At 62.3% G+C, this 26,162-nt stretch carries 22 protein-coding genes and 1 pseudogene; 8 read left to right on the forward strand and 15 right to left on the reverse strand.

The window, feature by feature from the left end:
* Positions 1-287: 287 nt before the first annotated feature.
* Complete coding sequence (locus tag ACTV8E_RS05670; protein WP_443198810.1) at positions 288-632, reverse strand: hypothetical protein; 345 nt, start codon at positions 630-632, stop codon at positions 288-290.
* A gap of 196 nt (positions 633-828) precedes the next feature.
* Between ACTV8E_RS05670 and ACTV8E_RS05675 the strand changes: the two genes are divergently transcribed.
* Both ACTV8E_RS05675 and ACTV8E_RS05680 read left to right on the forward strand, forming a co-directional pair.
* Positions 829-2,193 (forward strand): DUF3300 domain-containing protein, encoded by a 1,365-nt coding sequence (locus tag ACTV8E_RS05675; protein ID WP_443198811.1) that lies wholly within the window; start codon positions 829-831, stop codon positions 2,191-2,193.
* Positions 2,194-2,203: 10 nt separating this feature from the next.
* Entirely contained in the window at positions 2,204-3,097 is an 894-nt protein-coding gene (locus ACTV8E_RS05680; protein ID WP_443198812.1) for a DUF2950 domain-containing protein, read from the forward strand.
* 5 nt (positions 3,098-3,102) lie between these two features.
* Here the strand turns inward: ACTV8E_RS05680 and ACTV8E_RS05685 are convergent, their stop codons facing one another.
* A complete protein-coding gene (locus ACTV8E_RS05685) occupies positions 3,103-4,071 on the reverse strand; it encodes a hypothetical protein (protein WP_443198813.1) in 969 nt (322 codons plus the stop codon).
* Positions 4,072-4,359: 288 nt separating this feature from the next.
* On the opposite strand from ACTV8E_RS05685, the gene ACTV8E_RS05690 reads away from it, so the two are divergent.
* Positions 4,360-5,037, forward strand: coding sequence for a hypothetical protein (locus ACTV8E_RS05690; protein WP_443198814.1), 678 nt, complete (start codon positions 4,360-4,362; stop codon positions 5,035-5,037).
* Positions 5,038-5,068: 31 nt separating this feature from the next.
* On the opposite strand, the gene ACTV8E_RS05695 is transcribed toward ACTV8E_RS05690, so the two are convergent.
* The 5 genes from ACTV8E_RS05695 to ACTV8E_RS05715 form a co-directional block, all read right to left on the reverse strand.
* Positions 5,069-5,737, reverse strand: coding sequence for a DUF3313 domain-containing protein (locus ACTV8E_RS05695; RefSeq protein WP_443198815.1), 669 nt, complete (start codon positions 5,735-5,737; stop codon positions 5,069-5,071).
* Positions 5,738-5,795: 58 nt separating this feature from the next.
* Positions 5,796-6,701, reverse strand: a complete 906-nt coding sequence (locus ACTV8E_RS05700; protein ID WP_443198816.1) for an amino acid ABC transporter substrate-binding protein — start codon at positions 6,699-6,701, stop codon at positions 5,796-5,798.
* 8 nt (positions 6,702-6,709) lie between these two features.
* The gene (potE, locus tag ACTV8E_RS05705; protein WP_443198817.1) at positions 6,710-8,059 is read right to left on the reverse strand and encodes a putrescine-ornithine antiporter; all 1,350 of its coding nucleotides are present in this window, start codon (positions 8,057-8,059) and stop codon (positions 6,710-6,712) included.
* 72 nt (positions 8,060-8,131) lie between these two features.
* Positions 8,132-10,432 (reverse strand): Orn/Lys/Arg decarboxylase N-terminal domain-containing protein, encoded by a 2,301-nt coding sequence (locus ACTV8E_RS05710; RefSeq protein ID WP_443198818.1) that lies wholly within the window; start codon positions 10,430-10,432, stop codon positions 8,132-8,134.
* 53 nt (positions 10,433-10,485) lie between these two features.
* Positions 10,486-12,786, reverse strand: coding sequence for an Orn/Lys/Arg decarboxylase N-terminal domain-containing protein (locus ACTV8E_RS05715; RefSeq protein WP_443198819.1), 2,301 nt, complete (start codon positions 12,784-12,786; stop codon positions 10,486-10,488).
* 347 nt (positions 12,787-13,133) lie between these two features.
* On the opposite strand from ACTV8E_RS05715, the gene ACTV8E_RS05720 reads away from it, so the two are divergent.
* Genes ACTV8E_RS05720 through ACTV8E_RS05735 form a run of 4 tightly spaced genes read left to right on the forward strand, consistent with a single transcriptional unit; the run spans position 13,134 to position 17,943 of the window.
* Entirely contained in the window at positions 13,134-14,237 is a 1,104-nt protein-coding gene (locus ACTV8E_RS05720) for an AI-2E family transporter (protein WP_443198820.1), read from the forward strand.
* A gap of 15 nt (positions 14,238-14,252) precedes the next feature.
* Complete coding sequence (locus ACTV8E_RS05725) at positions 14,253-15,776, forward strand: efflux transporter outer membrane subunit (RefSeq protein WP_443198821.1); 1,524 nt, start codon at positions 14,253-14,255, stop codon at positions 15,774-15,776.
* Positions 15,773-16,900 (forward strand): HlyD family secretion protein, encoded by a 1,128-nt coding sequence (locus ACTV8E_RS05730; RefSeq protein WP_251835941.1) that lies wholly within the window; start codon positions 15,773-15,775, stop codon positions 16,898-16,900. Before ACTV8E_RS05725 ends, ACTV8E_RS05730 begins: the two co-directional genes overlap by 4 nt.
* Positions 16,901-16,908: 8 nt before the next feature.
* Positions 16,909-17,943 (forward strand): DUF2955 domain-containing protein, encoded by a 1,035-nt coding sequence (locus ACTV8E_RS05735; RefSeq protein WP_251835940.1) that lies wholly within the window; start codon positions 16,909-16,911, stop codon positions 17,941-17,943.
* 9 nt (positions 17,944-17,952) lie between these two features.
* On the opposite strand, the gene ACTV8E_RS05740 is transcribed toward ACTV8E_RS05735, so the two are convergent.
* The 5 genes from ACTV8E_RS05740 to ACTV8E_RS05760 all read right to left on the reverse strand — a co-directional run bounded on the left by ACTV8E_RS05740 (position 17,953) and on the right by ACTV8E_RS05760 (position 22,314).
* Entirely contained in the window at positions 17,953-18,540 is a 588-nt protein-coding gene (locus tag ACTV8E_RS05740; RefSeq protein ID WP_443198976.1) for a PqiC family protein, read from the reverse strand.
* 25 nt (positions 18,541-18,565) lie between these two features.
* Positions 18,566-20,191 carry a PqiB family protein gene (locus ACTV8E_RS05745; protein ID WP_443198822.1) on the reverse strand — a complete coding sequence of 542 codons (1,626 nt, stop codon included), beginning with the start codon at positions 20,189-20,191 and terminating at the stop codon, positions 18,566-18,568.
* On the reverse strand, positions 20,191-20,817 hold the full coding sequence (locus ACTV8E_RS05750; RefSeq protein ID WP_443198823.1) for a paraquat-inducible protein A: 627 nt from the start codon (positions 20,815-20,817) through the stop codon (positions 20,191-20,193). Before ACTV8E_RS05750 ends, ACTV8E_RS05745 begins: the two co-directional genes overlap by 1 nt.
* The gene (locus tag ACTV8E_RS05755; protein ID WP_443198824.1) at positions 20,814-21,410 is read right to left on the reverse strand and encodes a paraquat-inducible protein A; all 597 of its coding nucleotides are present in this window, start codon (positions 21,408-21,410) and stop codon (positions 20,814-20,816) included. The genes ACTV8E_RS05750 and ACTV8E_RS05755 overlap by 4 nt, the downstream gene beginning before the upstream one ends.
* A 685-nt stretch (positions 21,411-22,095) precedes the next feature.
* Positions 22,096-22,314, reverse strand: a complete 219-nt coding sequence (locus ACTV8E_RS05760) for a hypothetical protein (RefSeq protein ID WP_251835936.1) — start codon at positions 22,312-22,314, stop codon at positions 22,096-22,098.
* A gap of 775 nt (positions 22,315-23,089) precedes the next feature.
* Here ACTV8E_RS05760 and ACTV8E_RS05765 point away from each other — a divergent pair.
* Positions 23,090-23,751: pseudogene (locus ACTV8E_RS05765) on the forward strand (PFL_4669 family integrating conjugative element protein).
* A 74-nt stretch (positions 23,752-23,825) separates the two neighbouring features.
* On the opposite strand, the gene ACTV8E_RS05770 reads toward ACTV8E_RS05765, so the two are convergent.
* The 3 genes from ACTV8E_RS05770 to ACTV8E_RS05780 all read right to left on the reverse strand — a co-directional run bounded on the left by ACTV8E_RS05770 (position 23,826) and on the right by ACTV8E_RS05780 (position 25,914).
* The gene (locus tag ACTV8E_RS05770; RefSeq protein WP_251835934.1) at positions 23,826-24,128 is read right to left on the reverse strand and encodes a hypothetical protein; all 303 of its coding nucleotides are present in this window, start codon (positions 24,126-24,128) and stop codon (positions 23,826-23,828) included.
* On the reverse strand, positions 24,125-24,859 hold the full coding sequence (locus ACTV8E_RS05775) for an AzlC family ABC transporter permease (RefSeq protein ID WP_443198825.1): 735 nt from the start codon (positions 24,857-24,859) through the stop codon (positions 24,125-24,127). Before ACTV8E_RS05775 ends, ACTV8E_RS05770 begins: the two co-directional genes overlap by 4 nt.
* Positions 24,860-25,116: 257 nt before the next feature.
* Positions 25,117-25,914 carry an AraC family transcriptional regulator gene (locus ACTV8E_RS05780; protein WP_443198826.1) on the reverse strand — a complete coding sequence of 266 codons (798 nt, stop codon included), beginning with the start codon at positions 25,912-25,914 and terminating at the stop codon, positions 25,117-25,119.
* Positions 25,915-26,162 lie beyond the last annotated feature (248 nt).

Below are 26,162 nucleotides of genomic sequence, written 5' to 3' on the forward strand. Positions count from 1 at the left end.
GCGTACGACCTAAAGCGATGGCCCATATTCAATTGAGTGCACCGTGAAACCTAGGGGAAAGCGTACCGTAGCAGGAGCCCGAGCTATGCACCGGGACCACCCTATCGCTCGAGTCCTGCTCGCCGACCTAACTCAGTCGTAGGCCATCAGATATCAGCTAGGCGTAACTATTTTGCCGCCATGAGCCGTTACGGCAGTGCGCGCTCAGGCCTGCTATTGGACGGGGTGACAGCGAGGTAAACGGCACGACCATACTTGCATCGTCAGCACCGGCAAGTGCGGCGAGATCAGACCACCTTGCTTTCATATTCGAGCACATCGTCACGTATCTCCCGCAACTCATCAGCGTCCTGATGAAGACGGTGAATGACATTAAGCAGTTGCTGCCTCAGCAAATCATTCATCTCAAGCTGCTCCGCCGCGCGCATCACCACGACTGCAGCTGCCTCGTTGTTTTCGGCCGCGGTATCGAGGGTCTTCCGAATATTTCTTGCTGAACGAACCATAAAAAAAGCACCTCGATGAACATCATTTTCGGATGATAGGACCTCAATATTTCCTTTTAATTTCAACCGCTTCGCTTCGGATGAGCGGCACTGCATTGACTGAGAAAACGTTATGCAAAACAGCATCTTCGCCCGCCTCAGTGGCTCACTTCCCGCTTAGCCATGAGGCCGGGAAGACCGCCTGGATTTCGGTGATGCGTGGAAGTGAAGCCCTGAGAGGTGGGGATGGCTGTCAGGAAGACTTAAGCCATCCTCTGTAGTGCCGGGGGCTAAGCTTAGTGAGGCGCGACAGCCGCTTTGCATTCGCGGGAGGAAAAGCGTCATGCATATTCACCTAGGCGTTCAGATGTTATCTCTCCTACTGGTCTTGTCTGGCGCCGCCATCTCGCCGGCCTGGGCGGCCGAGGTGAGCAGTCCCTCAGCCCCGGAACAAGTGTTCAGCGCTCAGGAACTCGACCAGATGCTCGCCCCACTGGCCCTGTACCCGGATGCGCTGCTGGCCCAAGTGTTAATGGCCGCCACCTACCCCGGCGACGTGGCGGATGCGGCGTCATGGTCCAAAGAACACCCGGATGCCAGCGGCGACGCCGCGGTGCGCCAGGTCTCCGAGCAGCCCTGGGACCCCAGCGTGCAATCGCTGGTGGCCTTCCCTGCCGTGCTGGCCACCCTGGGCCAGGACCCGGCCTGGGTACAGAAGGTCGGCGACGCCTTTCTCGCCCAGCCCGACGCAGTCATGGACTCGGTGCAGCGCCTGCGACGCCAGGCCAAGGAGGCGGGCAACCTCAAGTCCGACGACAAGCAGACGGTCATCCAGCAGCCAACCCAGGGAGTGGCCCAATCGGGCGGCAGCAGCCAGCAGACCATCATCATCGAATCAGCCGACCCGCAGGTGGTCTACGTGCCCACCTATAACCCCAATGTGGTGTACGGCACCTGGGCCTATCCGTCCTACCCACCGGCCTATTACCCGCCGCCCCCGGGCTATAACTTTGGCAGCGCACTGGCCACCGGTCTGGGCTTCGCCGCGGGCGTCGCGATCATCGACTCGCTGTGGGGCGACTGCGACTGGGGCCGCGGCGACATCGACATCGACGTGAACCGCTACAACAACATCAACACCAACCGTCAGCTCAACGCCAATCAGAACAACTGGAAGCACAACGCGGTCAACCGCGACGGCGTGCCCTACCGGGACCGCGCCAGCCGCGAGCAGTATGGCCAGCGCCTGGCCAACAGCGAGCAGCGCGAGGCCCTGCGAGGTCGTGACACAGCCCGTACTGCCGACCGCGAGAACGCTCGGAAAAGCTTGGAACAGCGTGGTTTCGAGAGCCCTGCCACCAACAATCGCCAGGCACGCGAGCGGGTACAGACCGCGAATCGCGAAATGCGCGATCCGGCCCAGGCACGGCAACCATCGCGGGATCAGACCCGCAGCAATCCTCAGGCCCGCCAACAGGCCCGCCAACAGGCCCGCCAACAGGCGCGCCAGCAGCATGCCGCCTCCCGCATCACACCCGACAACGCGTTTGCTGGTGCCCGCGCGCCCAACAGGGACAGGGCTTCCCAGCAACGCGGACAGGTCAGTCGCGCCGCCGCCAGCCGTCCGCAAGCAGCTCGTGCGAGCGGGCGGGCGGTAAGCCGCCCGGCCATCGCATCGTCTCGTGGGGGCGCCCGGGGGCGCCGATAAGGAGCCAGCCATGCATGCAGCTCTGCGAACCACGCTCCTCATCCTGCTGGCATTCCCCGTCCACGCACTGCAGGCGCAGCAGGCCTTTCCCAGTGCCGACGAAGCCGTTGCGGCATTTATCGCCGCCCTCGGCACCCGGCAGGCCGACGCCACACGCTTGGCCGCCCTGCTGGGCGATGACTGGAACAGCTATATACCGCTGGAAGGCATCGAACGCGACGATGTCGAGGCATTTCTCGCCCTGTACGGGGAACGGCATGAGATCCGCACAGAGTCTCGCGACCGCTCACACCTGGTGGTGGGCACCGCCGCTTGGGAGCTGCCGTTGCCGCTGGTACGCGGCAAGGACGGCTGGTTTTTCGACACCAAAGCCGGCGGCGAGACCATTCGCATACGTCGGATTGGCCGCAACGAACTGGCCACCTTGCAAGCCGTGCGCGCTTACCACGACGCCCAGATGGACTATGCAGAATGGGACCGAGACGGCGATGGAGCCTTGGAGTACGCGCAAAAATTCGCCAGCAGCGAGGGCCGCCACGATGGATTGTATTGGGCCGAGCAGCCCGGCGAAGAACAGAGCCCACTGGGCCCGCTGTTCGGCGACGAGCTGCCGGATGGCGATTGGCATGGCTACCATTACCGCATCCTTACGGCCCAAGGACCTTCAGCGCCGGGTGGCCCCTACGACTACCTGCTCGGCGACAACATGAGCCGGGGCTTTGCGCTGATCGCCTGGCCGTCCGCCTACGGTGACAGCGGAGTAATGAGCTTCATGATCAGCCACGACGGCCAGGTGTTCGAGAAAGACCTGGGACCGGACGGCGGCAAGCAGGCCCTGGCCATGACCCGCTTCGATCCAGACAGCAGCTGGAAAACAGTAGCTGAAGCGGAAGATCCGCTTTGATTATCCTAGGGTGCGTTCTCGATCAGCCCATGGCCTAGGGACGACTGTGCCGAGTACGCCGGTCGCGCTGGCGATTCGACGCGCTGAGGCAGCTGTCGCTCGAGGCTGTCGTCCAGGTAATGCACGCCGGCCATCACCCCGTGATCACGACTGCGCATCCACTCGCGCCACTCCTGGTTGAATGCGGCATTGAGGCTTTTACGCAGCCGGGCCTCCCGTTCCGGTCGCTCGTGCTCACGCATTAGCTCAGTCACGCCCATCACGCCCAGGGACAGCACCGCTCCCGCAGGGCCGAGCACGGCCCCCACCGCACCAGCAACGCTGCTGGTGGCCAGCTCGGTCGTCAGTTGGCGGCTGGTCTGCCGGGCCACGGAGGTGATGCCAGCATCATCGGACCAGAGAACGTCCATGGCAGGCGCCTCGCGGATATGGATACTCAGCGCGCGATAAGCGGGCAGCCGATCGAGACGCTCGGTGCGGATGAGTTGCTGGAGCGAAGCGTCCTGGTTGGCAGGAGGCGCCAAAGTGATCGCCGGAATACCCGCTAGCCTGCGCTCGAACTGCTCCGGCGGGACACCGTGGCGCAGCGGAATCTTGGCCAGCAGTTCGCCCAGCAGCCAGACATAAAAGCGCGTCGTGCGCTCCCTGATTCGCACTGGGTCGGTCTGTCTAGCCACCGGCACCAACACGCGCTTGCGGTATTGCTGCTGCAGATAGAGCGCCAGCCTGTCGACGACCTCCTCCTTATCCTCATCGGCGCCCATCTGGTACCAAGACACCTTGATGCTCATCCATTTGCGGGTCCGGTAGCGCGAAAACCAGGGGATGAAGTCCGACTCGGTGCGCTGGCGAACCAAATCAAGCCACTCCTGCAGGGCATCGCGTGCGAAATGGCTGGCCTGCTCGGTAGCGTTTTGCGACGCGGCAATGATTTCGCGGTCGACCTGCCTCCAGGTACTCGGGGAAACGGTCACGGGCGGGGGCCGGGACGCACAGCCGGCCAGCATGACGATCCAGACTACGAGCAGGAAGCACCTCTTCATATCGCTGGCCCTGACACCGAAGCAAGCGCGGGACGCTCTACGCCTTACATTCAAAGTTTAGGTGCTGGAGTAGCACCGCCGGCTCCGTCGGGCGGACTGGCGGTGGGCCGCCCGTTCAGTCAGTCGCTTCCATGACGGCCTATCGCACCAGCCGCTGGCAGCCTGACGTTTACTTCGCATACTGAGTGGCATGTCACTTAGTGCTGGTTGGCGAATTCCATGGCGATCAACGAGACAGTCGACAAGCCCGCAAGAAAACGCGTGCTCGATCCGCTATCCCGGATGTCCGAAATCCTGTTCGGCCTGCTGATGGTGTTGACCTTCACCGGCACCTTCAGCGTCGCCAACGCGGGTGAAAGCTCGGTACGCGAACTGCTGATCGCCAGCCTCGGCTGCAACATGGCCTGGGGCATGGTGGATGGCTGCATGCTCCTGCTGAACCGTCTCGCTGAGCGTGGCCATGCCTGGCGTCTGTTTCACCATCTGAAGAAAATTCCGCTGGGCTCTGCACAGGCCTTCGAGCTGCTGGCTGATGCCATGCCGGCCCTGGTCACCAAGGTTATGCACGCCAACGACGTGCAGACACTGCACCAACGTGTGCTGGAGCAACGCATCGCGCGAACCAGCCTCAAACTCGACCCTAGCGACCTGCTGGCGGCCCTTGCGGTGTTTTTGTTGGTTGTGCTTTCCACCCTGCCCGTGGTGCTGCCGTTTGTGCTGCTCGACGAGCCGTTGCTGGCTTTGCGCGTCTCCAATGCGACTGCCCTGCTCATGCTGTTTCTCATTGGCCTGGGCTACGGGCGCTTTGCCGGCGCCCGCAGCCCGACGATCACCGCACTGGTCTTTACCCTGCTGGGCGTGGCCCTGGTCTTCGCAACCATCGCCCTGGGCGGCTGAGCGGCACGCCGGCGGTACGTGCCAGTCGGTCCTATTTGAACCGATCGATATCTTGGACGATGCTGTCAATCACGCTCTTGAGGGTAGCCAAAGTGACTTGTTCTTCGCGGTTTTCCAACTCCTGGCCATAGCCCTTGCGCACCACCTGGAACACCGTCTGACCGGTCGCCGCATCAACCAGCTCCGCCTCGATGAACAATTCCGTCGTGCGGTCGCGAGAACCGCTGGCGCTCGTCGTGGCGGCCACCACCAGTGCGATCGGAATCACCTCGTAGGGCTTGAGCCCTTCAGCCTTGGTATCCACGCCAGTGATAGCCGCCCGCAGGATCAAGGTATCCGGACGCGGCTGCGCCCCTGGCTCAAGAAGCTCGAAGCGTCGGCCAAAAGCCGCCCTGATTTGCTGACGGCTGTACGCTTCCAACTCGGCCAGGGCCGGACTGCTGATCTGCTCGGTGGGCTTTGGGGCGGGGTAAAAACCGATCGAACGCACCTGCAGGTAGCGGTAGTCGTCCAACGTGACCCCCGGCCGAATCCAGCGCATCACCGGCTGCCCAGTGGCCGACTTGGCCGGCTCCAGCCGCGAGTAATCCGAGAGAAAGCCGGAATACTGCTCCGGCTGTGTCATGCCATCGGAGGCACAGCCAGCGAGCAGCAGTGCGGAAAACAACAGCCCGGTGACGGCGATGTGGGAACCTTTCATGGTGTTGCTCCTGTTCTGCTGGGTTATCAATCCGGTGCGGTTCGTTAGGGTCTGTTCCCTAGGGCAGCCCATAGATGGGGAACAACAGCCTCGCGCCCTCACGAAGCTCTCCCAGGTACTTGCGGTGCACCTGTTCGATTTCACCCGAGTGGTACAACTCGCTGATCACGGTATCCACCAGCAAGCGGAAATCCTCGTCGCCGCGCTCGAGGGGGAAAGCCGCTGGCACAAAGGTGAAGAGGGTATCCAGCACCCGCATCTGATCGTTGGCCCCGCTCTTATCTAGAGCACTCTGCAGCAGCATGCGTTCACCGAAGAAGGCATCGGCCTTGCGCTCTGCGACCATCTGTATGCCCTGGGCATGGCTGTCGACCATTACCAGAGTGGCGATCACCCCCAGCTTGCGCATGCGGTCGCGCGCCCAGTCTTCGGTGAGCCCGCCCTTGATCGTGGCATAGGTGTGCAGGGCCAACCCCTGGTTGATGGTGGCGCGCCAGGTCGGGCCGGTATGGACCTCTTCGCCATTCAGGACCCTGACCAGCGAGGGCGCAGCATCGGTGCGCACTACTACGCCCAAGCCCGCGGTGTATACCGGCCGCGAGAAGCTCACCTGCTTGCGGTACGCCAGGGTTTCCGGCGTGGGTGTGCAGAAGATGTCGATCGTCCCCGACCGGATGGCGCCCAGCGCCTGCTCACGGCTGAGCGGCTGATAGCGCACCTGCAGGTCGCTAAGGCCCAGTTCCGTCTTCACCCGGTCGGCAATTTTCAGGCACAGCTCGATGCCGTAGCCACTGACGTTCCCCCCCGCTTCGCTACTGAAGGGGGCAAGGTCAGGCAGATAGCCCAGGGTAAAGGCGTTGCTCATGCGTATGCGCTCAAGCGTATTGGCCCCAGCCGGCAGCGGCAGCAGTGCGAGCAGGCTGGCAAGCAGAAGGCTGATCAGGTTATGTGGCTTCATGTTCATCTCCTGTCCTACACGCGGATGTCTTGGCTGGTGTGCGGCACGACAAGAGGCTGCTCATTGACAAATCGCTTGGCGATGAAGCCGTAGAGCAGGTAACCAACCGCCAGCACCAGGGTGGCGCCGAACACCGCATCCTTGCCGGAGGCATAGATCGCGTAGAACGAGTAGGCCATGGCAATCAGCAGGACCACCACGTTACGGCTGTACACCGACCCGCTCACATCGGCCTTGTACATCATCACCAGCAGACCGGTGAGCGCGGTCACGTAGGGGATCAGGTTGGTCACCGCCGCCAGACTCACCAACTTGCCGAACTGCTCACTGGCGTTGGGCGAGATGGTCGACAGCGCCAACAGGGTCTGCAGCACGCCACAGACGATCATGCCGATGATTGGCGCGTTGGCCGCCGTCACCTTGGAAAACAGCTTGGGAAACATGCCCTGGTCGGCGGTCATCTTGGCGGTCTGCGCCAGGGTGAATTGCCAGCCCAGCAGCGAACCGATGCACGCCATCACCGCCAGCGCCATGACGATGTTGCCGACCACGGGGTTGAACATCTGCGCATAAACATACGCAAACGGCGCCGAGGAATTGGCCAGCTCGGCGTTCGGCACGATGCCTTGGATGACCGTGGTCGACAGCACGTACACCACCGCCGCGCCCAGCGTGCCGAACAGACAGGCCAGCGGCACATTGCGCTTGGGATCCTCCACGGCATCGGAACTCTGCGCCGCCGACTCCATGCCCAGGAAGGCCCACAGGGTCAGCGGGATACTCTGGGTGATGGCATCGCTGACGGCGATGTTGTTCGGGTTCCAGGCGGCGGCGAACACGTCGGGGTCGAACCAGAACCAGCCGATCAGACTGAGGCCGGCCACCGGGATGATCACGCCCCAGACGGTAACCGTGCCGAACTTCCCGGTAATGTTCGGGCCGCCGAAGTTGGCCACCGTGGTCAGCCAGAGCAGGCTTATCGTGCCGATGACCAACGGAATGGCGCCGCTACTCAGCCACGGGATGAACGACGACATATAGCCCACCGCGGAAATGCCAATGGCCACATTACCGATCGCCAATGACAGGAAGTAGAGGAAGGAGCACAGGAAAAACTCCGACTTGCCGTGCGCCTCCTCGCTGTAGGCCGACATGCCGCCCGAGCGGTTGCAGAGCAGCCCGCACTGGGCAAAGCAGTAGGCAATCGCCATGGAGCCGACCGCCGTCACCGCCCAGGACAGCAATGAAACCGCGCCCAGCTGCGCCATGTTGGAGGGCAGCATGATGATGCCCGAGCCCATCATGTTGACCGCCACCAGGGTGGTGAGACCCACCAGGCCCATCTTCTTGCTTGAATCGGCCATACCAGACTCCTCGCGCTCTGCGGCGGCGGCCCTGGGTCCGGGCCTGCGCGCCCGGGCAGAGGGAGCCGGGCGTTACTGTTTGACGACGTAGACTCGGTAAGTCAGGTGCCCCTGGGCGTCGTGCTCGACCTCGACGCCATGGTTGTCATGCCCGAAGCCGGGGAAATGGCTGTCGAACAGTTCCATGGCCAGCAGGTAGTCGATCAGGGCACGCTTGTCGGCGCCGGCCTTTTCGCCCGGCATCATCAAGGGAATGCCCGGCGGGTAGGGCACGATCTGTACCGCCACGGTACGGTCGAGCATGTCGCGCACGGCAATCTGTTCGATCTCGCCCTTCACCAGCCGCGCGTAGGTGTCGCGCGGCGAAGACACCGGATCGGGCAGCAGGCTGAACGCCGCATCCATGTTCTGCAGCAGACGCGAATCCAGCATGTCCCGGTGCATCGCCTCGGCCAGGTCGCGCAGGCCCATGCCGGCATAGCGCTCGGCATGACTGGCCAGCAGGTCAGGCATCACCTGTTCCAGTGGTGTGTTAGCGTCGTAATAGCGCTTGAATTCCATCAGGCCGGCGACCAGCGAACCCCACTTGCCTCGCGTCACGCCGACGCTGAACAGCACCAGGATCGAGTACGGCTCGGTCTTTTCCACCACGATGCCGCGGCTGGACAGGAAGGACGACACCAGGGGTGCCGGAATGCCGCTGTCCTGCATCTCGCCTTCGAGCGTCTGGCCCGGGGTCAGCACGGTGACCTTGATCGGGTCGAGCATGCAATAGTCCTCGCCCAGGTCGCCGAAGCCATGCCACTGGGCCCCCGGTGTGAGAATCCAGGCGTCGCCCCGACGCAGGGCCTGCGCGTCAAGGTCGGCGAAGGGCACGCCGTCCACCTCGTCAGGCTGCCATATGCCGAACCACCAGTCCTGCGCATCGCGCTCGCGCATTTCACGGTCCAGCTGCGCCATGGCCTGACGAAAGGCGATGGCTTCGCCAATGGACTCCTCGGTGAGGTATTCGCCGGAGTCGCCCATCATCTTCGCCGAGACATCAATGGAGGCAATGATGCTGTACTGCGGCGAGGTGGAGGTGTGCATCATGAACGCTTCGTTGAATAGCGCCGGCTTGACCGGCACTTTGCCCGAGCGGATGTGGATCATCGAGGCCTGGGACAGCGCGGCGAGCAGCTTATGGGTGGAGTGGGTGACGGTCACCGTGGCGTCGTCGGCATGCCGTTCGCCGCGGTGCATGCCGTAACGCCCCTCGTACAGGGCATTGAAGCGTGCATAGGCATACCAGGCCTCGTCGTAATGGATGCGATCGACCGTCTTGCTCAGCTCGCGGGTGGTGGTCTGCACGTTGTAGCAGAGGCCGTCGTAGGTTGAATTGGTCAGCACCGCCAGCACCGGGCGGGCCTGCTCGTCATGCGCCAGCGGGCTTTCGGCGAGCTTCTGCGCCACCGCCTCGGGGGTCAGTTCGCTCTGCGGCACCGGGCCGATCAGGCCGCGTGCGTTGCGTCGCGGACGCAAGTACAGCGGCACCGCGCCGGACATGTTCAGCGCGTAGTTCAGCGATTTGTGGCAATTGCGGTCGACCAGCACGGCATCGCCGTCGGTCACCGACGCGTGCAGGATGATCTGGTTGCTGGCAGAACTGCCGCCGACCGAGAAGAACGTGAAGTCGGCACCAAACACCCGGGCGGCGTAGCGCTCCGCCTCGGCCATCGGCCCCGAGTGGTCGTTCAAGGAGCCCAGCCCGCCCACCGACACGCTGAGGTCGGAGCGCAGCAGCTGCTCGCCGTAGAAATCGAGGAAACTGCGCCCCACGGCGGTCTTCATAAAGGCGGTACCACCAGTGTGGCCTGGGGTGTGCCAGGAGTATTCGTGGGTGTCGGCGAAGTTGACCAAGGCGCCGAAAAAAGGCGGCAGGATGGTGTCCAGATAACGACTGGCCGCCGCCGCAATGCGCCCGGCGATGAACTCAGGGCTGTCTTCCGGCAACCAGATGAAGCCGTCCATGTGCTCGATAAATGCCAGGGGCACGCGGTGCTGGTGTGCCTGGGTCATGCCCAGCAGGATGGGCAACTGGGCGGTGCGCCGGCGGATCAAGCGGATCACTTGCTGCGCCTTGTCCAAATCCTGCTCGCAGAGTCCCCAACCCAGGATTACGCAGCAGTAGGCGGGATTGGCTTGAACCGCGATTTGCGCGTCGTCCAGGGAACTAACCAGCTCCACCGCCAGGTCATGTTCCTGCAACGCCTGCATGACTCCCTGGGCGCTGTGAAGAATCACATCCTCCTCGTGGCCGCGCGCGCTGGCCACGATCAGCACTGGATAACGCTGGGCCAGGACGGGGGGCAATGACGTTGGCGAACGGCCCATGGCGGAACCCTCAAAGAGCACTGCGGCAGTCGCAGCACAGGTAACGGTTTGGCTTACTTCAAACACCAGAAGTGGTAATCGCCGTCCCTGTGCACCGCCCCTGACACTTCCTTCTCGAAGCCCGGAAATCGATTGCCCCAGTCCTGCAACGCCTGGATGTAGCCCAGCCAGGGGCCATCCAGCGCGCCCATGTTTTCGCCGGGCATGACGATGGGAATGCCCGGTGGATAGGGCATCACGCCGACGCCGGTAACCCGGTCGGCCGCCTGATTCAGCGGCAGCAGTTCCGCATTTCCGACCTGCAGTGCCTGAAAGGCGGCGCGCGGGGACATTTCGATGCGCGGCAACTGACTGAAAGCCTGTGCCTGCAGCGCATCCATACGGCTGGAGCGCATGTACTCGAACATCTCGCCGCTCAGATCGCGCAGGCCCATGCCGGCGTAGCGCGCGGGATGCCCGGCCACCAGGTCGGGCAGCACGCGCTCCAGCGGCTGGTTGCTGTCGTAATGACGCTTGAAGGCCAGCATCACATTGATCAGCGTGGCCCACTTGCCCTTGGTCACGCCGATGCTGAACAGGCACAGCACCATGAAATCGGTGATGCGTGAGGCCACGATGTTGTTGCGGTACAGGAAGGCGCCGAGGATGGGCGCGGGGATGCCTTCGGCCTCCAGTTGGCCGTCATCCCCCATGCCCGGCACCATGATGCCGACCTTGATCGGATCAAGCAGGCACCAGCCCTCTTCCAGACCGGCGAAGCCGTGCCATTGCGCACCCGGTTCCAGTTCCCAGCAGGCAGGATCGCTCGCCAGTTGCTCGGCATCGGCATCGACGAAATCGACCCGCGAACCCTTCCGGTCGCGGACTTGCGGTGCGTTCCACGGCTGGAAGAACCAATCGCCACGGCTGGCAAACTCACGGTGCACTCGCGCCAGCGCCTGGCGAAAGTCCACCGCTTCGCGAATCGCATCCTGGGTCAGGCTGTAGCCGCCATTGCCCTCCATCATCGCCGCGCCTACTTCGTTGGAGGCGAACATCGCGTACAGCGGCGACGTGCTGGCCTGGATCACAAAGGATTCGTTGAAGCGGCTGTGCTCAATGGGGTTGCGGCCGTTGCGGATATGAATGAACGAGGATTGCGACAGCGCCGCCAGCAGCTTGTGGGTGGAGTGTGTGGCAAACACTGTCGGCGCATCGGCACGATGATCCAGCGGATCGCCACGCATGGCGAAGCGCCCGCGATACATGGGATTGAACCGCGCATAGCCGTACCAGGCCTCGTCAAAGTGGATGCGGTCGCTGCTCTGCGCCAGCAAGTCTTCGGCGCGTTCGGCATTTAGGCACATGCCGTCGTAGGTGCAGTTGGTCAGCACCGCATAGACCGGCGTGTCGCCCTGGGCCTGGGCCCGCAGGGGGTGGTTGGCGATGGCGGCGGCAATGCGCTGCGGGTCGAACTGCTCGGGCAGCAGCGGGCCGATGATGCCGAAGCGATTGCGCGTCGGTGTCATGTACACCGGCAGGCCGCCGCACAACACCAGGCCCTGCTCGATGGATTTGTGACAGTTGCGGTCGCACAGGGCGAACTGGTTCTCGCCGACGCAGGCCATGAAAATCGTGCGGTTCGAGCCGGAGGTGCCGTTGAGCACCGCATAGCTGAGGTGGGCGCCAAAGACGCGCGCGGCATAGGCTTCAGATTCGCCGACCGGACCACTGTGGTCGAGCACCGAGCCCAGGTTGCCACGCTCGATCCCGCTGTCGGCGCGAAACAGGTTTTCGCCGAAGAAATCGAAGAACACACGGCCGATCGGGGATTTGGTGAAGGCGATACCGCCCTGGTGTCCGGGCGCCGCCCAGGAGTGTTCATCCTTGAGCGTGTAGCGGATCAGCGCATCGGTAAAGGGTGGCATCAAGTGTTCGAGGTAGCGTTCGATTGCGGCAACGATCCGCCCGGCGACGAAGGGCGCGGTGTCCTCAAGCATCCAGATGAACTCGTCGGCCAGCCCCATGGCTTCGACTGAAATACTGCGCTTGGCATCGCGATCGGCCATCAAGAACACCGGCACCCGCTCGTGGCGCTGGCGTATGGCGCGCAACAGTTCCAACGCCCCGGTATGGCTCTCGGTATCGTTGCGGCCCAGTGTCCAGTCGACGCAAATGCAGTGCAGCGCGGCGTCAGACACCACCGAGGCCCTGCCGTCCTCGTAGGAGGACGCGCTGATCACTTCGGTATCACGGTTGTGTAATTCGTCTTCCAGCTCGTTCAGGACCCGGCCACGGGCACTCGCAGGGTTGGCCAGATCATCGTCGACCAGCAGGACTCGCTTCTTCAATTGGATATTGGTGCGCCCGATCATGAGTCACGCCTCTGGCTAAGCATCACATTCCAGGCACACCTGACATGCACCGAACTATCGGCATGTGGCGGGTACGGTAACGACTCTTAACGCTCCTGATGGACAGGAAGAAGGCTGGGAACGACCGAACGACATCCCAGGGAAACCAAGTCTCCCTTTGGCAGGCACCTTTACGACAGTGTGCTTTTTATCAAGTGCTACCCGAACCTCCAAAAAAGCGATGACCGGCAGTCATGCCTGCAATAGCAGAGGCCCGTATGCCGTTGCGCAACCCAACGACTGACTATGCTGGGCGTACCGATCTGCATCATTCTGCATCATTGCATCTACCAGCAAGGAGATTCTCGATGCTGCCCATGCCCTCTTCCGCCAAGGCGTCGCGTGATTTGCTCGATGTGCTGATCCGAGCTGGCTTGATTGCAGTACTGGTGCTGTTTTGCTTCCGAATCTTCCATCCTTTTCTGAACGTAATGCTCTGGTCGATGATCCTGGCAGTCACCCTGTATCCCTTGCAGCGAAGGCTCAGGCTCAAGGGCCGCCTGGGCGGGCGTGACGGCCGCATCGCGACGCTGATCATCTTGATCACCATCATCATCCTCCTGGTACCGATCTACCTGTTGAGTGCATCCATAGTCGAATCGGTGGACAAGGCGCTGGATATGGTCAGGAGCGACACGTTCCATATTCGTCCGCCGGCCGAGTCGGTGGCCACCTGGCCGCTGGTGGGCAAGCCCGTGCATGATTCCTGGCTGCAAGCGTCCACCGACATGACCAGCCTGGTGCAGAAATTCATGCCCCAGATCAGGAGCTCCGCCCTGGTCCTGCTGGGCAAGCTCACCAACCTGGGCGTGGATCTGCTGGTGTTCATCGCCGCCCTGATCATCGCGGGGATCTTCATGGCCTATGGCGAGAGCGGCACCCGCAGCGCGAAGGAGATTGCCACGCGCCTCTCAGGGCCGCAAAAGGGTCCGCAAATCGCCATGCTGTGCACTGCCACCATCAGGGCAGTGGCGCAGGGCGTGGTGGGTATCGCCTTCATCCAGATGCTTCTGGTCGGCGTCGCCTTCGTGATTCAGGGTATTCCCGGCGCCGGTCTGCTGGCCCTGGCAGTCCTGCTGCTCGGCATCATGCAGCTACCGGCCACGCTGATCACCATTCCGGTGATCATCTACGTCTTCAGCAGCGAAGGCGCCAGCACAGCGACCATTGTCTTTGCCGTGTACGTATTCATTGCCGGGCTGGCTGACAACGTGCTCAAGCCACTGCTGCTCGGTCGCGGGGTCGATGTACCGATGCCGGTAGTACTGATCGGTGCCTTGGGCGGCATGGTCAGTAATGGCGTCATCGGCCTGTTCATAGGGCCGGTGGTGCTGGCGGTCGGTTACCAATTGTTCTGGCAATGGGTCAGGGATTCGCCCGGCGGCGGACCTGACAGCCCGCTGCCGCGCTGAATCATCCGACCGCCCATGCCTAGCGCACGCTACCCCGGCCGGTTGGCGCTGTTCGGCACACTCGCGTTCACCGGCTGCGTTCGTCTGGGGCCGGACTTCCAGGCGCCGGGCGAAGCCTGGGTCGAACAGTGGCACAGCAGCGCCATCCAACAGGCCAGCCAGCAGCACGCCCATCCTGACCTGCGTACCTGGTGGCAGGTGTTCGACGACCCGCTGCTGGAGCGCCTGATTGCCGAAGCCGACGTTTACAACGCCAACGTGCGGATTGCCGGGCTGCGGGTCATGGAAGCCCGCGCCCAGTTGGGCATCGCGCAGAGTGGACGTTACCCGCAACTGCAGCAGGCCACTGCTGACAGCGTCTACCTGGACCGCAACCAGTCCGGCGGGCGCAACCCGCAGGACAGCCAGTTCTGGCAACACAGCCTGGGCTTCGATATCGGCTGGGAGCTGGACTTCTGGGGTCGCTTCAGCCGCGCCATCGAGTCGGCCGATGCCGCCTACTTCGCTGCCGAAGCCAATTATGAGGATGTGCTGGTCCTGCTGCGCGCCCAAGTGGCGGAAACCTATTACCTGCTGCGCACCACCGAGGCCCGCCTACGCGTCGCCCGCGAAAACACCGAGCAGCAGAGGCGCAGCTTCGAGATCACCGAAAAGCTGTTCAGCAGCGGCCAGAGTGACGAACTCGACCTGCAACAGGCCAAGACCCAGTACCTGAGCACCCTGAGCACCCTCCCCGACTTCGAGGATCAGGTCGCCCGCACCCGCAATGCCCTGGCGGTGCTGGTCGGCCGCCCTCCGGGCCAGCTGCCAGAACTGGTCGAGCAGCAAAGCCTGATCCCGCTGATCGACCACGCTGTGCTGCAGGATGTGCCGGCCGACCTGCTGCGCCGCCGGCCGGACATCCGCGCGGCCGAGTTGAATGTCGCCGCCCAGTCCGCCCTGATTGGCGTGGCCCAGGCCGATCTCTATCCCTCGCTGAGCCTGCTGGGCAGCCTCGTTTGGTCCACCAGTTCACTGGACGGTGCGCCCAATACCCTGGATCGTTTCGGCGGCCCCAGCCTGCGGTGGAACCTGTTCGATTACGGCCGGACCCGCAACAACGTGCGTGTGCAGGACGCTCGCCTGCAACAGTTGATCGAAATCTACCGCGACAACGTGCGCCAGGCGGCGCGCGAGGCGGACGATGCGGCGCGGGGGCTGACCAAGGCGCTGGAGCGCGCGCGCATCCTGGGTGAGGCGGCGGTATCCGCCGAGCGCTCGTTGACCCTGGCCAATGCCCAGTACCGCGAAGGCTACGCCGATTTCCAGCGCGTGCTGGATGCCCAGCGCGCGCTGCTTGTGCAGCAGGACAATTACCTGGTGACGCGCAACAGCGCGGTGAACAACCTGATTGCTCTGTACAAGGCCCTTGGCGGCGGCTGGTACAGCGCCCAGCCCAGAGTCGATGCGGCCAGCCGCGCGCAGATGCAGCAACGCTCCCACTGGGGCGATCTGCTCGACGAGCCCGCGCCCAGCCCTCCACAAGGAGCGCCACCATGACTGACGCCGAGCAGCCTGCGCCGAATCCGCCCGCCGCCGCGCCGGAGCCGCCCGCTGCGCCCGTGGATAAAGGGGTCAAGCGGGTGATCTGGCTGATCGTCCTGAGCCTGTGCTGGTACCTGCTGGCCGACCGTTTCACGCCTTACACCCAACAGGCGCGGGTCCAGGCTTTTATCGTGCCGGTAGCTTCTGAAGTGGCCGGCCGGGTAACCCGCGTATTGGTGCGCGACAACCAGGAGGTCGAGGCAGGCGCCGTGCTGTTCGAGGTAGACCCGGAGCAGTATCAGATCGCTGTCGAGCGGGCGCGGGCCGACCTTGAGTCGACACGCCGACAGATCGCGGCCAGCACCGCCGGCATTGACTCGGCGCTGGCCGCCCTACGCGCCGCCCAGGCCGACGAGCTCAAGTCACAACAGGACCGGAACCGCCTGGAACGGTTGTATCGCGAAGATCCAGGCACCATTTCCATACGCCGCCTGGAAGTATCACGCGCCACCCATGAGCAGGCGATCAGTCAGGTCGCAGCGGCCCGCGCCGAAGTGCAACGGGCGCGGGAACAGCAAGGCGGCAGCGAGGAACAGAACGCGCTGCTGCGCAGCGCCGCCACGGCCCTGGAAAAGGCCCAGCTGGACCTGGCTAACACAAAGGTACGGGCCCGTACGGCCGGACTGATTACCGACTTGCGTACCGACGTGGGTCAATTTGCCGCGGCCGGCAGCCCAGTGATGACGCTGATCACGCTGCAGGCCGTCTGGATCCGTGCGGAAATGACCGAGAACAACCTGGGCCGCGTCGTGCCGGACACGCCGGTGGCCATCGTGCTGGACGCGCTGCCCGGCAGGATATTTGAAGGCCGGGTGCGCAGTGTCGGCTATGGGGTCAGTGTTGGGGAAAACACCGCCCCCGGCACGCTGCCCAGCGTGGAGAACAGCCGCGACTGGTTGCGCCCGGCCCAGCGCTTTCCGGTCATCATTGAATTCGATCCGGGGGAACTGGCCAGCCTGCGCGGCATTCGCGTCGGCGGTCAGGCCGATGTCATGGCCTTTCCCACCCGGGGCAACCCGCTCAACCTGCTCGGTCGCCTGTTCCTGTACGTGATGAGCTGGTTGGCCTATGCCTACTAATTGTCGTCATGCGTGCTGCGCCTGACCCCCGCGCCCAGCGCGCGTTGCGCCTGGCCACGGGCACCGCGCTGTGCCTGGCGGCCAGCTTCGGTCTCAACCTGCCGTTGCCATTCATCGCGCCGTTGCTGGCCACCTTTCTGCTCGCCAAACTCGACCGCCCCTTGCCGCTCAAGGCTGGCTTGGGCCTGATCGTACTGGTGGTGCTTACCACGGGCAGCGGTCTTTTACTGATTCCTCTTCTGCATCACGCGCCACTGACCGCACTGTTGCTGGTGGCCCTGGCCCTGTTTCTGGCGTTTCGCCGCGGGTTACGGGGCAGCAAAAGTACCCTGACCACCACATTTCTGGTGATCGGGCTGACCATGATTTCTTCCTTGGGCAGCGTCGAGTTCGGACTGGCGGTGGCCGTGATCAACGCGCTGGTTCAGGGGTTATTGCTCGCCGTGCTGGCGTTATGGGTCGGCCACAGCCTGTTTCCCGATCCACCCAGCGTGGCGCCTGCCCCCGCTGGGGTACCGGTGTCTGCGGCCGCTGCCGATTGGCTAGCACTGCGCGCCACGCTGGTGGTGATGCCCGCCTACCTGCTGGCGCTGATCGACCCCTCCGGCTATCTGGCGATCATCCTCAAGGCAGTCAGCCTCGGCCAGCAGAGCTGCAGCACCACGACGCGCATGGCCGCCCGGGAACTGCTGGGCTCGACTTTGCTCGGCGGCCTGCTGGCCATCCTGTTCTGGTGGGCGCTCGGTCTGTTTGTGCACCTGTGGATGTTTTTCCTGTGGATGTTGCTAGTCGGTCTGCTGCTGGCGCGCAAACTCTACGGCTTGCGGCCGGGCCGGTTCAGCCCGGGCTTCTGGCTGAATACCCAGGTGACCATGATCATTTTGCTCGGCCTGTCGGTGCAGGACAGCGCCGACGGCCAGGATGTCTACCATGCTTTCGCGGTGCGTATGAGCCTGTTTATTGCCATCAGCCTGTACGCCTGCTTGATGGTGCTTTTACTTGATCAGCTGCGCCGGCGGCGCAGGCCTCCCGTAGTCGGCTAGCTGGGCTTATTAGCCACCCGCGCAGCTGCGCAGGCGGCCGTGACTGGCCTCGGCAATCAAAGCGGCCAGCCGCGTCAGGTTGTTCTGATGAGCGTTAACCAGCGTTTCCAGGGTTTCGCCGGCCGGCGTGCGTAGCACTGTATGACAGCGTTTCTCGCCGTTTTTGCCCTGCGCCTTGAGCCGCCATTTCACATCCAGCAAGGCGTATTCCCCGAGCACGGAATCGAAGCGCTGCACATCGATCTGCAGCGAGGCCGTGCCTGACGTCGTTGGGGACACTGCCGGCGGCGGATTCAGCTGGTCCCGCAGGGCACTGTGGATTTCATCAGCCAAGGTGGCCCCCCACCACTCCGTTTCCAACACTTGCAGGCCGCTGCGTCCCTGGCGAATGACAATTTGCGTACGATCCACCTGGGGCGGCACTGTTACCGGTTCGACGCGAATGTCCATGGCCGGTGTCGGGACGGCAGGTTGCGCATGGGCGGGCACCACAAGAGTGTGGAAGTTGACCGGATCACTCGCGCAGGCGCTGAGAGCCAACGCCATGCAGATCCCCAGTGCCACAGGCAGGCGACTCGACAGGTATTCGGGCAGCATCGTCATAGCTCACTCCCGCAATCGGTTACCTTTCGGATGAATTGGAACGGCCCCGGATCAGCGACTCGGGATGCCTGCCCAGATAGTCCGTCAGCTCGCGCAGCGAACGTGACATGCGCCGCAGCTCATTGAGCGTCTGGCCGAGTTGCTGGCGCTGCGGGGAATCGTCGGCAAGTGCGAGGTTGGCCGACTCCAGGGTTCCTTGCAGCTCTTCCAGGGTCTTCTGTATTCCCGGCAGCGTCTCGCGATTGAAATACCGAAGCCCTTGGCGCAGCTCGTTCAGGTTCGCATCCAGGTTGCTGACCATGCGTTCGAGAGGCAACTGGCTAACCCGATCGACCAATTGCTGCAAGCGCTCCTGAACCCTCTCCAGGTTGCCGGGCACCGTGGGGACGAGAATCGGCCGTTCCGCCGGATTGAAGGCGACGGGCGGTTCATCCGGATAGAAATCCAGGGAAATGTACAGCTGGCCGGTCAGCAGGTTGCCGCTGCGGGCCTGCGCGCGCAAACCATGCTTAACGAAGGACTCGATGAGCTGCGCGGCAGCTAACTCGTCACCGGGCGAATGCTTGAGCGCCTCGATCATTTTGGTATAGGCCGGCCCGAGGCGATTGGGGTAGATCACCGCATCGACGATGAGCGGGAACGACTGTTTCTGTTCATCGAAATCCAGTTGCACCGCTATGACCTTGCCGAACTCGACGCCCATGAATTCGACCGGTGCGTCGACCGCCAGCCCGCGCAGTGACTGATCGAACCGCAAGCGAATGTACCGCGCCGCACCTGTAGGCGGTGCCAGTGCGCTCTCTTGGTTGGCAAACAGCGTGAAGCGATGCCCTGGCGCGGCCGCTTGCTCACTGGACACGAACTCCGGAGAGCCGAAAGCCAACCCCCCGGCTAGCACGGAAGCCAGCGACGCCGTATCGACCCGGATACCTTTGGCATCGACGGATACATCAATACCGCTGGCATTCCAGAAGCGGCTATCCGCCGTGACGTAGGCATCGTTGGGTGCACGGATGAATACCCCGATCGTCACGCCCTTACCATCGGCATCCAAGGCATAGGAAATCACTTGTCCCACCTGAATTTTGCGGTAGTAGATGGGCGAACCGATATCCAGCGAGCCGAGCTCCGGTGCCGAGAGAAAGAAACTCTTGCCTTCCTCTCCGTAAGTGATGGGAGGCGGCGATTCGAGACCGACGAAGCTGTCGGCGCGCTGGGTCGATTGACCGGCATCGGCGCCAATGAAACTGCCCGACAACAGGGTATCCAGCCCGGTGACCCCACCGGCCCCGATACGCGGCCGCACCACCCAGAATTGGGAGTCGGCCCTGGCAAAGGATTCTGCTTCCTTGGACAGGCTCGCCGTGACCTTAACGCTTCTCTTGTCCTCGGCCAGTTCGATCGTGGTCACCTTGCCGATCACCAGATTGCGGTAGCGAACCTCGGTCTTGTTGGCCACCAGGCCCTCCCCTGTCTTGAAGGTGATGGTGACGGTCGGGCCTTCCTGCATCCAGTTGCGCACCACCAGCGAGGCCCCAATCAGCAGGGCCACGATCGGCACGATCCACACCAGCGACACGTTCCAGCGCCGGGTCTTGATGGGGGCCGGCTCCGGCGTTGCTGGATTCATCGAGTGCTGTTGCATCAACCGTCCCCCTTGGCAGTCGTACTGTCCCAGATCAGACGGGGGTCGAAACTCATGGCCGACAGCATGGTAAAGACCACCACCAAGCCAAAGAATAGGATGCCCGGGCGCGGTTCGATGGTTCCCAGCTCCTTCATCTGTACCAGTGCGGCGACCAGGGCTACCACCAGCACATCCAGCATCGACCAGTAGCCGATCAGTTCAATGAAGCGATAGAGCTGCGCACGCTGGCGCTGCGCCCAGGCACTGCCTCGCTGGGCGGTGATCAGCAGCAAGGCCAGCACCGCGAACTTGATGACCGGTACGCCAATGCTGGCAATGAAGATGATCAGCGCAATGTCCCAGGCGCCGCCGACCCAGAATTCCACGACGCCGCCGATAATGGTGCTGCCGCCGCCACTGCCGAGCATGCTGGTGTGCATGACCGGTACCAGGTTGGCAGGTATGTAAAACACCAGCGCAGCCAGCAGGTAGGCCCAGGTACGGGCAATCGCATCAGGCTTGCGCCAGTGCAGCGGAGCGCCGCAGCGACTGCAGCGGTCGGGGTGACCCTGCATGTCGCAGACCTGACCGCAGTCATGGCACAGGCACAGGTTCAGCGCGCCGGCCAGTGGGGGGTCGTTCATAACCTGTCCCACAGATCGCGCACATCGCGGCCGGCGATATAGATCAACAGCACGCTCAATGCGGCCAAGGCCACCAGTCCTATTCCCGGCACCACATCCAGCAGACCAGCCAGCTTGATCACCGCCACCAGCGCGCCCAGCAGACAAACCTCCAGCATGTTCCACGGCCGCAGGCTTTCCAGGGCACGCATGCACAGGGCAAACCCTGGAGAACGCCTATGGCCGAGGGCGAACAACAGGACCCAGATCAGCAGTACCACTTGCAGGATCGGCGCGATGATAATGGTCAGGGCGGCCACCAGTGCTATGAAAGTGATGGATCCCTGGCTGAGGATCTGCACCGAATCCCACAGCGTCGCGGAGTTGCGTACGCCTTGCAGGCTGATGCTCATCACGGGGTAGTAGTTGGCGTAGATCAGCAGGATGGCGGCGGTCACGCTCAAGGCAAGACGCTGTTGCACCGAAAGACCGACATGACGCTGGAGGACCGCGCCGCAACGCGCGCAGATCGCGCGCTGTCGACGCGACAAGGATGACTTGCGATAGACCGCATCGCAGTATTCGCAAACTATGAACTCGCGGGTGTCGGTCACTTCAACGGCCCCACCTGGATAGGCTATGCCAAATACGGCCAACCTAAAGTTTGCAAGCACAGGTTGCACCTATCCGGCCATTCACGACCCCTCGACAAGCCCGGCGGAAATTGACGAGGAAGGCACAGTTGTAGAATAGCGTTACCTGGTTAAGTTCACGCTGTGATTGAGGTGCAGAGCGTCAAGCTGCGGAGGACGGCTGATAAATTCCAATAAAGAGCAGCCGCTAAGGGTGTGGCATTCAACATCCCTGCCGAAAGCGCGGCAATTTAAAACCAGATCGATACGTATTAATTAACAGGCTTAGTAAGTCATTCGCACGTACCGAACTCGGCGCCTTCCGGCATTTCAGCGGGACGTTCAAAAACCTGGAGCTGCCACTGTGAGCGATCACGGAGAACCGGATCTACGTTGATGATCTGCGCGAGCTGGATAGCGGTGCAGCATCAGTTAACAATGGCGATTGAGGAGAGGGGCGCCAACCTGGAAGCCCTAACTGGATATGGCAGCAGCTCGCTACACCGTCGAGCCCGTGCCGAGGATGTAGCCGCGCATAGGTAGAGCATCGACGCCGGTTCATCCCGTCTGACTGACGACTCTGCCGTCAAGATTGATCGGCGGCCGGGCAGATGCCTGGGCCGCCGAGGTGAGGTGCTGCGCGAACAAACCAATCGCTGCACAACAATTAGAGAGAGTTTATATACCCGTTAATTAACTTTTTGCCCAGATCCTCGCCAGCTGCCAACCCCTCATCAAGAGTGCTGTACAGGCTATCAGCGTCACACCTGGAGATATTGATTGGGTCACCAATCTCTAACCTCATCTCCCAGCCGTTCGGATGTTTCTTAGAGTGAACATCAAACACGATCCCGCCAAAGTCGAAAATTTTGGTATGTGCGTCCACGTTACTCCTCCTTGATCCGGCCCCATGCCGGTACATTCACCATATCCTAGTCTGCCAGGCTCGCCCGGCAGACCAAGGTCGGATCGGTCAGATTCCGCCCCTAGGCAAATGAAGCATTTAAGATGAGCGTGACGTTCGCGACGGGCAGACATGGGTGCAATACCTGAGCTTTGGCGGACCGCGACTGTTGGACAGGATCGCCGGGATGTTTCAACGTGCCAGGGCCCGTGCGAATGCGGCCGCGACCGGGCCAGCGCCGGCGATACCGATGGCAAAAAAGTCGATTCGTGCACGACGGTTTCGAAATCTGACCTGCCCTCTGGAACAGGCAATGCCTGGGTCATTCACCTGTTGGCCCGCGAGCCTGAAGCGCCACCACCCCGCTACGGCGACCTCCAGCACTATCTGTCCAGCGTTCCAGGCAGCGCGAGCGCCTCGCGGGAAACCAGCCAGCGAGACAAGCACTGCGCCCACTGCCAAACCGCCCGAACGCCCTCGTCCTCCACAGCCCAAACGCCAACCTGGCGACCCGGTGTCCACACAGGTACAGGCCTGCCTGGATGAACTTCGTCAGCACAGCCGTTTGAGGCGTGGGTCCTGATCCGTTATGCCAGTGGAATAATCCCGCCATCCGGCGCAATGGCCGTTATGTCAGTGACATAACCGCACGTATCTCGAGCGGCAATAACCGAACAAATCACTTTCGGTTTTCTGGCTGTATTGGCTCACGCCATTGCGCATCATCACGCCACTTAGCCGTTGCGAGGACTTGGCCGTGGAGTCGTTCCCTCCGCTCGAATTAGGCGCTTTGCGCAGCAACATCAGCCTGGCGCTGCACACCTTCCATGCCGCCCTGATCTGGCGTGGTGGCACGGCGCGCCCTGGGGCTCGACCGATTCTCGGCATGGCCGGGTATATCCAGGCCACCAATCGGCTAAAGCAGGCGGCGGCCCGCGATGATCCCTATGCCGACTGGGCCATGTGCAAGCTCGAAGCGAAACTGGAGACGGCGAAGGCCCGTATCAGCAAACTGATCCAGCACCTGGAGTGCATCCATCGGGGCAGACCCGGACAGATCGATGTGGGTGAAAATCTGAATCAGCACCCGGTCATCCTGCCGCTGTTCATTGGCAGTCAGTTGGGTTTTCTGGGGGTTTACCTGCTAACCGATTACGACGTACTGGCTCGCCGCGCCCTGCTGGCCAATCACACCTGATCACTCAGCAAGACATCGCGCACATCCTGGACAGTGGCGGCCATCAGCTACGCGGCCTGTTCGACCTGGCGCAGCGCTGCAAACCGTCGGGGTTGAGCCGCAAGGACTTTCGGGCCAACCACGCCGAGGCGCAGGCAGTCCGCGCACGCCTGGAACCCGTGCCGCCTTCTCAGCGGAATGCAGCGCTCGCAGTACGCACCGACGATTTCTCAGCGTCGTGACGCCCCTGGCACAGCATCAACACTTCGGATACCTGATCAAGGATTTCCGGCCCCTTCTTGATCTCGACGGTCGGTCAACTTGCCAGAAGAAAGTAAAGCGCGGTACCTAAGGCGGCTGCGCTGATGAGCCCAAGCGCATTCAGGAAAGCGACAGCTGCAACTACGGCCAGCGAGACCGCCGCCGCCAGAGGCTCTCGCACCAGCTCGGAATAAGCGATATAGACGGCGAAGTTGATGAAGACAGCTGCTGGTAGAACCCGCTCGACGTAACGTCGACTCTCGGGTGCCATCCGAAGCGACACGAACGCTGGGAGGATCCGGACCAGGCAACTGGTGAGGAATAATGCCCCGATTGCGATGGCCACCGATTGATTCATATATCGGTCCTTCCGAGAATCACCGTGGCCGCCAACACACTCGGTATCCAGAAGTAAAGCGGGCCCAAGAGGCTGATCAGCAAGAGCGATACCCCTGCACACAACCCCGCCGCCGCAAGGCCCCGGGCGCGACTGCTGCCTGGCACCTGCCAGAGCCGGGCGCGCAGCTGCAAGGCTGACAGGTGCATCAGCACCACGCTCGCGGGGAAGCCGAGATTGACGCCCTCACCGACCCAGGCAGCCGGAATGAATTGCCCCAGCACAGCGCCGAGCAAACCTGCGCCAACCCAGGCGCAGAATATCGTCCCTCGTATCAGCATGACGGCGCGCTTGCTGTCAGAGTCATGCTCGGTGGCGTAGGCCTCGTCACCCAGCATGTGTGCGACCACGGCTCGCTGGGTGAGCGATGTGGGTAGCCGTCCCGCCGAAGCATAGGCGATCGGCAAATAGCGGCTATTGATCGATGCCGTGACCATCAGCATGGTGAAGAAGCCGGCGTCGGCCTCTGCAAGTGGCAGCAAGGCGAATTGGCCGCTGCCGGAGAAGCCAAGCACACCCACCGCCAGGATCTCGAGCCACGACCAGTCGGCACGTGCGGCAAGCGCGCCAAACAGCGCGCTAACCGGAACGAGCGCAAGCGCAGTCGGGGCCACGCGACAAAGCGTGCGATGCAGCGTACCGGTTTGCAGCACAGCGGCACCCCAACTGCGTATTCGGGCGATGCTCTTCATTCAACCTCAGCAGTTCCGCCGATCGTCGCGCTGATGTGGTTCGTGTTCATCCTGAAGCCCTCTCTCATTGTTCTAAGGGTCGATCGAGTCGTTTGCCCTGATGATGCACTCCGTGAGTGCGTGCATGTCCCAGCCAGACGTGCCAGCCGAGACACGCTGTGGCATGCGAGGAGACGAATCTCCACGGCAAGCACAGCGCAAACGAGTCTAGAGAGGGGTACCTGAAATGTATTGAACGATCGTGCAGGTTTTGCGGTTCAGCTTCGGCGCAGCATCTGCAGCCACCGAGCCGGTGATATCCCATAGGTCTTTTTGAAATGCCGTGCCATATGGCTCTGGTCTGCAAAGCCGGTATTCAACGCGGCATCGATCAGCGATTGGCCCGAGAGGAGCTGAGATCTAACCTGGTCGAGCCGACGCATCGTCAGATATCGGTAGGGGCTGGTTCCGTATAGCACCCTGAAATCCCGGGATAGACTCCATCGGTCCCGGCCGCTGGCTCGCTCTAGTTCTTCAAGCGTGATGATGCTGTCCAGGGCACAGTGGATGTAGTGGCGTGCGCGTTCAGCCGCAACGTAGTCAAGGGTGCGGCGTCGCTTGCGGACGCCGGAAACGGCGGCGAGCGCCTGTGCTAGATCGTAGATGGCATCATCTTCCTCGAGCGGATCGATCTGGCAGTCCATCCCCTGCATAAGCGTTTGGGTCGCAGCGAACAGACGGGGGTCGCGCGAAACGCCATCCGGGACGAAGGGCAAAGTAGTACCGCCTAGCGCCTGCTGAAGCAGAGCGGGTTCGATATAAAGGATGCGGTAGTGGAACCCTTCGGCGCTTCCGGCTTCACCATCATGTAGCTCATCCGGATGGATGACGATGGTCCCGCCAGGAAGGCTGTGCTTCATGTCGTTGCGATAGCGAAAGCTGTGTACGCCGGCAAGTGTGCGACCAACAGCGTAGGTATCGTGCCTATGGGGCTCGAATCCGAAGCTGCCAAAGTATGCTTCCATTCTTTCCAGCTTTGTTTTCGGGGCGCGTACCGCCCAATCCTTAAGAGCCATGTGTCTTCCTTCTCAGCTGTAGCTCCTAGCTTGACTTGCACTCCCAGAGTACCGAGCCGGTCTCCTGATAACATATTTCTGCGAACAGCCGCAGTCGCATGACGTGCTGGTTCCTGACCGATCAACGCGCCATTGTCAGAATTTAGGGAGCAGATGATGATACGCCAGCTTTCCGATCAGGATATGGATAGCGTATTGAGTAACCGGGGGAACAGTAAACGGGGGGACAGATTTATTTATTGGGATGG

It is taken from the genome of Pseudomonas sp. B392_1p (assembly GCF_052245235.1).
GTDB lineage: Bacteria > Pseudomonadota > Gammaproteobacteria > Pseudomonadales > Pseudomonadaceae > Serpens > Serpens gallinarum.

Coding starts and splice junctions, on each gene's coding strand:
- ACTV8E_RS05670 (WP_443198810.1), bottom strand. CDS start 632: ATGCTGTTTTGCATAACGTTTTCTCAGTCAATGCAGTGCCGCTCATCC.
- ACTV8E_RS05675 (WP_443198811.1), top strand. CDS start 829: ATGCATATTCACCTAGGCGTTCAGATGTTATCTCTCCTACTGGTCTTG.
- ACTV8E_RS05680 (WP_443198812.1), top strand. CDS start 2,204: ATGCATGCAGCTCTGCGAACCACGCTCCTCATCCTGCTGGCATTCCCC.
- ACTV8E_RS05690 (WP_443198814.1), top strand. CDS start 4,360: ATGGCGATCAACGAGACAGTCGACAAGCCCGCAAGAAAACGCGTGCTC.
- ACTV8E_RS05695 (WP_443198815.1), bottom strand. CDS start 5,737: ATGAAAGGTTCCCACATCGCCGTCACCGGGCTGTTGTTTTCCGCACTG.
- ACTV8E_RS05700 (WP_443198816.1), bottom strand. CDS start 6,701: ATGAACATGAAGCCACATAACCTGATCAGCCTTCTGCTTGCCAGCCTG.
- potE (WP_443198817.1), bottom strand. CDS start 8,059: ATGGCCGATTCAAGCAAGAAGATGGGCCTGGTGGGTCTCACCACCCTG.
- ACTV8E_RS05710 (WP_443198818.1), bottom strand. CDS start 10,432: ATGGGCCGTTCGCCAACGTCATTGCCCCCCGTCCTGGCCCAGCGTTAT.
- ACTV8E_RS05715 (WP_443198819.1), bottom strand. CDS start 12,786: ATGATCGGGCGCACCAATATCCAATTGAAGAAGCGAGTCCTGCTGGTC.
- ACTV8E_RS05720 (WP_443198820.1), top strand. CDS start 13,134: ATGCTGCCCATGCCCTCTTCCGCCAAGGCGTCGCGTGATTTGCTCGAT.
- ACTV8E_RS05725 (WP_443198821.1), top strand. CDS start 14,253: ATGCCTAGCGCACGCTACCCCGGCCGGTTGGCGCTGTTCGGCACACTC.
- ACTV8E_RS05730 (WP_251835941.1), top strand. CDS start 15,773: ATGACTGACGCCGAGCAGCCTGCGCCGAATCCGCCCGCCGCCGCGCCG.
- ACTV8E_RS05735 (WP_251835940.1), top strand. CDS start 16,909: ATGCGTGCTGCGCCTGACCCCCGCGCCCAGCGCGCGTTGCGCCTGGCC.
- ACTV8E_RS05740 (WP_443198976.1), bottom strand. CDS start 18,540: ATGCTGCCCGAATACCTGTCGAGTCGCCTGCCTGTGGCACTGGGGATC.
- ACTV8E_RS05745 (WP_443198822.1), bottom strand. CDS start 20,191: ATGCAACAGCACTCGATGAATCCAGCAACGCCGGAGCCGGCCCCCATC.
- ACTV8E_RS05750 (WP_443198823.1), bottom strand. CDS start 20,817: ATGAACGACCCCCCACTGGCCGGCGCGCTGAACCTGTGCCTGTGCCAT.
- ACTV8E_RS05770 (WP_251835934.1), bottom strand. CDS start 24,128: ATGAATCAATCGGTGGCCATCGCAATCGGGGCATTATTCCTCACCAGT.
- ACTV8E_RS05775 (WP_443198825.1), bottom strand. CDS start 24,859: ATGAAGAGCATCGCCCGAATACGCAGTTGGGGTGCCGCTGTGCTGCAA.
- ACTV8E_RS05780 (WP_443198826.1), bottom strand. CDS start 25,914: ATGGCTCTTAAGGATTGGGCGGTACGCGCCCCGAAAACAAAGCTGGAA.